This window comes from Pseudoalteromonas sp. P1-26 (genome assembly GCF_001401795.1).
Classification (GTDB): Bacteria; Pseudomonadota; Gammaproteobacteria; order Enterobacterales; family Alteromonadaceae; genus Pseudoalteromonas.
Map to the genome: position 1 here is coordinate 1 of NZ_LKDX01000085.1, position 5,899 is coordinate 5,899.

Sequence of the window (5,899 nt, forward strand, 5' to 3'; positions counted from 1 at the left end):
AGGCTTGAGCCGTATGCAGTGAAAGTTGCACGTACGGTTCTTAGGAGGGCGACACTTGGTAACAGGTGTCGTCTATCCGACAAAGGTGAGTTAATTACATAACCCGCCTCAGGACAGAAACTTGTTAGTCCCACGGTCAGCAATTAGTACACAATTGACTGTCAGATTTAATTAAGTTCTATTAGTCCAACCAGAAAGAGCAAGCTAAGACTATTTCAATATACGTGTGTGTACAAAGGTAACTACCCCCTACCCTTCTCTTTATTTGCAAGCTCTAGAGCTTTTTTAATTGAATAACCTTGAGACTTAAACTTGTCTACTAACTCCCTGTCATCTGGATCTGTTGAGTAAACTAGTTGGGTTTCTTTATCTACAAATAGCTTAACTATTTCCCTCGATTGCCCGTATCTCACTAAGATTTCTGAGTAATGGCCCTTATCAGTATGAACGCTTTTCATTAAATCATAGTCTTGATCTGTACCATCATACGCTTTTAACTCTTTGAGTTTATCAACGGCTTCCGGTTCCTGGGCCAACATAAACTTCCATGGACTATTATTAACAATGGCCATCCCTGCTTGGCTTTGGTAAGCATCAAGTAAGCTCTGTGTGATACAAATGCCAGCTGCACGTGTTTTCCTGAATCGACGCCAACCAGTTTCAAGGAACTCGGCTAGATAATTGACTTTACCCGGCTTGTCTTTAAGGTATTCCCAAGCTTCATCGAGAATGAAAAGTTTTCTTTGTTTGTTGCCTGATAAAAACATTGCATGTTGAGCTGCGTTGATGAGGCTCATCAGAACACATTGTGATAAGTGAGGTTGCGAGGATAGTTCATCCATCTCACAAACGATTAATCGTGATTTGAAGTTTATTGGTGGGTATTTCTTACCAAAAAAGTCTCCAAAAATTCCGCCTTCACACCATGGTTTTAGTTGGCGCCCTATCCTCTTTATTTCAACATCTTGATGCTTTTCACACAGCTCAGAAAAGTCTGTGATTGATGAATCTTTCCCTTTAAGGTTCCAAAGCTCAGTGAGTACTGTAAGCATTTCTGTAGATTGGTAGTCACTTAAATCACCTGATTCTGACGCCATTGCTTTCAGCAAGGAATGAACCATGGCTGCTTGACCTTCTTTGCCATAAAAGTCATCAATATTTGCAAATGGATCAAGTGAAAACTTCATGTTCTTATTGAAGTCAATGAATTGAGCATTCTTATACTGGCTTGCTAAGTTTTCATATGAGCGACCTTTGTCAATAACAAACACTTGAGCGCCGTCAGTATCTCTGCCCACATCAAGCCGGCTTTTAACACCAGAGCCTAGATATGAAGTGATTAGCTTATTATTGAAAAATGACTTACCAGCTCCAGAGCGAGCGCAAATAAGTGCATTAAAAGAACCATCTGTTTCAAATATGTCTAAACCGAATATTTGCCCAAAGCGCGTGACAAACTCTAGAATTGGCCGTGAAGTGTTTCCTTTCCAACTCGCGCTATGTGGTAATAAAAATACAGCCCCTTTTGCCGTCCATTCATCAAACCGGTCTGATAATTTTATATATTCATCATCAAGGCCAAGAGGTAAAGCGTTTAAGAAGGTGCTAGGTGCCAAAATTGTTTCTATGTTGAATTTATACTCTTTACGCTTGAAGAATGCCTGCAATTTCCTAGTCGCCGTGAATGTTTCTTTCTTACTTCCACCAAGGATTATTAAATTAAGGCTAATTTTACATAATCTGGAGTTTTTAAGTTCATCTTCAATTGCAAAGTAGTCTTGTGCTTGGTCTTTTAAGGTTGAAACCCACTCCAGCATTTTTCCTTTTGCTTGTTTTTTTAGCCATTTGTTACGGCGATCAAATTCTTCATTTGCAGAATGAATACTTGGTAACTGTACGTTAAGCGTCATTAAATATGGGTTCCAAGCAACCGTTCGCTTGCCAAAACGCCAATCACCTAGCAGGTTTATAATATCACCGTAGTTTAAGTAATCGGGTGTTTGCTTGAGGGTCATGACTGAAGCAAATCCATTTGATTTCTCATCTAAAGATGAAAATTCTAGACCATATTCATCACGGTTAATTATTCCGCCCTGCTCTAATATTTGCGCACCCAGTGGGACAAGCTTGTTGATTTTTACTTTATCTCGCCAAAGCGCATTAGGTGAGTGATTGAAGAAAGTCTGCATTCTTGAAAGCCATTCTTCATCATTTAAAATCAATGGGGCTAAGCCTAACCCTTCGAATATTGAATATGTTCTATCTTTTATCTCTAGGAACTCTTTGAGCTCTTTATCGGAAGGGATAAAGTTTTTAACTGGGATTTTTACTGTGATCCAATGTTCAAAATCTCTTGGCCGGATACCTGATTTTTTATCAAGAGACTCTTTTCTTGCTTTAGAGTAATAATTAATTACTGATTCGCTCATTGCATCAGCAAGCTCACCGTCTTCACCACCAATCCGCTTCCCTCGTAGTTGCCTGTAACCATTTAGAAAGCCATCTATTCGTGGTAAAGCAGCTAGGCTTAGTTGAATTAATGTGTTGTGAGGAAACTCATCAGATAGAAAGCCTTCGTAGGCTGTTCTTATTTCGTTGTTTACCCCGTTAGTTGGTTGGCAGGCGATAACAAATCCAATGTAACCGCCTTCCATTAAGAACATTTGATATTCTTTAATATATTCCATTACACAGTTTAATTCTGCGGCTTTATTACCTCCGAGAAGCTTTTGTTGATCTTCAATGGTGCTTCGCCAAAGGGGGCCAGCAAAATTCTGCTGGGTTTCTTCGATATCTGGATTCAATATCTTTTCGATAGCTTCTTGGATTTTATTCAGCATGCTATACACCTATTTTACTTATTAGCCTCAGGCTGAGGTCTAGAAATGCTCAACGGATCGATACCTTTTGCCATAGTTTCTTTTCTTTGGCTTGTTACTTTGCTTTTCTTTATTGTTTGAAATGGTAATACTCGACTTGGGCGCATTTGAGCTTGATGGCCTGTTACCCAGCGTCTTGGTTGTAATTCAACATAAACGAAGCCTGGAATATTCAAATCTCCAGACTTGTCTTCCCAAGCAGCAACATAAATACGCATTGCTTTAGCTTCTTCTAGAACAGCGAGAGGCTCTGGCGCGATATCATTTGGAACGTAATTGAAAGTTCTTAAGTCATCCAACTCATCGTGTGATTGTTTCGAATATGACATTGTGTCATTGCTAGCGATACCAACAATGTTGGCTTTGTCATAATCCTGTGCGTTTTGTCTTCGCAAACTTCTTGGTTCATATACGTATGTGATGTCTTCCCCTTCACTATTAACGTAAATGACTTTTTGGTTTCCTTCTGAATTTGACTTTTTTTCACCTTCGTTTTTTGCATATTCTGCAGTCATCATGTGCTCAAGGTGGTCTTGATTGTTGGTTAACTCATAAACCTCCATCGGCCCTTTACAGAGACCAAGTTCCGGTTTACCTGCACATGAAAATTCCTCTTCACCAATCGTAAATGCTGAACACCCAGAAAATAATGAGGCTATGGCTAGAATTGAGCTGATTTTAAAGATTTCTTTCATTGCTAGTTACTCCATCTCAAGCCACGCATCAAAATCGCTTGGTAGTCCATTAAAGGTTAAACCATCTTCACGAACTAGGAATGGGGTCCCTCTAGCCTCAAGCAATCCCATAACGATAGGTGCTTTTTGAACTGCCTTGGCATCGCAGTCTTCTCTCATTTCTGTTGCTAGTTTTGTCTTGTTCATAAGGTCGATGACAGCTTTAGATTTATCAACAGCGCAATTTAGGCGTTTAGACTCAAGTAAAGATTGGCTGCCCAGCATCGCTGTTAGTACAAAGTCGACATTGTACTTTTCTGGAGATTGCTGAATTTTATTGAACAGGGCGTGGCAGTATCCGCAATTAGGGTCAACGAATATTGTTGCTTGCTTAGGTATGTCTTGGTTACCAAATGATAGTGTTGCAAGCTCATCTAGTTTTACGCCCATTTTTTCAAGAGGGACACGGTGAGCATTTCTTGCTTCGCTCAACTCATCAATAGTTCGTCTAAACCATGTATCAATTAACAGCCCTTGAAAGACAAAGCGGCCATTCTTAGATACAAAATATGTTTGTCCTGATTTAGTCTTAACTAGCATTAAGTTTTCAACAGGGAGTTCTTGAATACCTTCGATATCACCTTTTTGAGAAAGAGTTTGTTTTAATTCTTTCGGATTAATTGATTTCGCCATTGAGGATACGCTTAAAAGACTTGCAGTTGCTAATAGACTAATAGCCGTGACTTTTTTCTTTAGTGACATTGTGACTTACCTTTAAATTGATAGACATGTCATTGTAATCTTGGCAATAGCATGAAAATGGAAGATTAATTACTGATTTTTGATTTTTTCATGGGTTTAGACAAAACAGAATTTTACTAACTCGAGGGTTGATATGCTTGTTTAATCAACTAATTATGGTGTGTTTCTGATATTTATAGCTCTAAATGCTTAATGACATGCATATAAAAGCCTTAAGTAGGTAAAATACTGATCTAGGGTTAAGGTTGATATATACCAATGTTAACGAATAAAGATTGTCACATATCAAGACTTCACAATGACATGTTGTTGTCGAAATGAAACATCTTCGTAATATTCCTCATCGAATGCATCACACCAGGAGTTTATTTGTTCATTTGTAAGAGACTACTGTAAAGAACCACTTTCCAAAACTAACGGTCAGCTTCTATGAGGTATTCGTTGCTTTATACCGCGTTCAATTGATAGAGCGTTGGCAATAATACCGAGCTTTTCATTTTCACTATTAAGGAAGTCATCGAGTGTTTTATTAAGGTGGAGTGTCGCGACAGGGGATCGAAGAGCCAGCTATACCGTTTAGATTGATTCGTTGCCATGTTATCAAATTATCTAATAACATTTCATTCATTAATGAACGACTTACATAGCCCTGTGCATTTGCAAAAGTTGCTCGTGTAAACATAGCCTTCCTACGGTCTTGTGTTCTCTTATGTTCTCAATTGAAAATGTAGGTTAAATAGCCTCGACATAAATTTAGGGCATCTTCGTACTGAGCTTCACCTGTTATTTGTTTTGATTCAGTGCTACTTGTTAAGTTCAAGAACTTTTGAATCATTGTAGTGAATTGTTGGAATGTCCTGCTTTTATTTTTCCATGGAGAGCAATTTTACTTTTTAGCTTTTAGGAATCTACCAGATAGCGCCTAGTGCTCTATCTAAATCTAAAGAGCCTAAGCGAGGTCAATCTAGGTGTTGGTGAAACGCGCTCCACCACGAAGTTGTGGCTCTAATTAAAACCTTCTTGCTGATCCAAATATTGCTTAATAACCTGATTCCATAATGTGCACTTTTGAAATGATTAACCTTGCATAATTGGCGAATTCACCCTGAATAATTTAAGGTGAAATAGTGTAACTACTTGATGAATTTGGCTTTTTTTAATTTCTTTGCCTGGCGAATATTTAAGGTTTTCTGTACTTAACTACCAGAATTAAATGAAGTGCAATTAAATATTTGCAGTGAGATTTAGTTTCATATTCCAACTCGACAACTCGACCTTATACAGTGGTCTATACAGTACATGAAAAAGACGCTCAGATACAACTACAGGCTAAATCCTACGCCAGAACAAGAAGCTAAGCTTATTGAGTTTGGTGCGACAGCGCGTGGCACTTGGAATCTGTTGTTGTCTGAAAATATGCGTCGATATGAGTACGATAAGACGTTCTTGTTTTACAAAGAAATGGCCTCGCTTCTTAAGGAATTAAAGCCTTTCTAAGAGTTTGCGTGGATTAAATCTTTTGATTCAGCAGCGGCTCAGCAGGTTGCTCGCGATTTAGAAACTGCTGTTAAGAATGCTTTTTCA

The 5,899-nt window shown here is 38.5% G+C and carries 4 protein-coding genes; 1 reads left to right on the forward strand and 3 read right to left on the reverse strand.

Going from position 1 to position 5,899, the window contains the following annotated elements:
• Positions 1-242: 242 nt before the first annotated feature.
• The 3 genes from AN394_RS20660 to AN394_RS20670 are packed head-to-tail and all read right to left on the reverse strand — an operon-like array spanning position 243 to position 4,315.
• A complete protein-coding gene (locus tag AN394_RS20660) occupies positions 243-2,840 on the reverse strand; it encodes a TraC family protein (RefSeq protein ID WP_055022446.1) in 2,598 nt (865 codons plus the stop codon).
• Positions 2,841-2,854: 14 nt separating this feature from the next.
• Positions 2,855-3,574, reverse strand: a complete 720-nt coding sequence (locus AN394_RS20665; RefSeq protein ID WP_055022447.1) for a TraV family lipoprotein — start codon at positions 3,572-3,574, stop codon at positions 2,855-2,857.
• 6 nt (positions 3,575-3,580) lie between these two features.
• Positions 3,581-4,315, reverse strand: coding sequence for a disulfide isomerase DsbC N-terminal domain-containing protein (locus AN394_RS20670; RefSeq protein WP_055022448.1), 735 nt, complete (start codon positions 4,313-4,315; stop codon positions 3,581-3,583).
• Between the two features lie 1,299 nt (positions 4,316-5,614).
• Between AN394_RS20670 and AN394_RS20675 the strand changes: the two genes are divergently transcribed.
• Positions 5,615-5,812 carry a helix-turn-helix domain-containing protein gene (locus AN394_RS20675; RefSeq protein ID WP_055022449.1) on the forward strand — a complete coding sequence of 66 codons (198 nt, stop codon included), beginning with the start codon at positions 5,615-5,617 and terminating at the stop codon, positions 5,810-5,812.
• Positions 5,813-5,899: the final 87 nt, after the last annotated feature.

What these genes read in the sequence shown, in the direction of transcription:
- AN394_RS20660 (WP_055022446.1), bottom strand. Translation starts at nt 2,840, where the DNA reads ATGCTGAATAAAATCCAAGAAGCTATCGAAAAGATATTGAATCCAGAT.
- AN394_RS20665 (WP_055022447.1), bottom strand. Translation starts at nt 3,574, where the DNA reads ATGAAAGAAATCTTTAAAATCAGCTCAATTCTAGCCATAGCCTCATTA.
- AN394_RS20670 (WP_055022448.1), bottom strand. Translation starts at nt 4,315, where the DNA reads ATGTCACTAAAGAAAAAAGTCACGGCTATTAGTCTATTAGCAACTGCA.
- AN394_RS20675 (WP_055022449.1), top strand. Translation starts at nt 5,615, where the DNA reads ATGAAAAAGACGCTCAGATACAACTACAGGCTAAATCCTACGCCAGAA.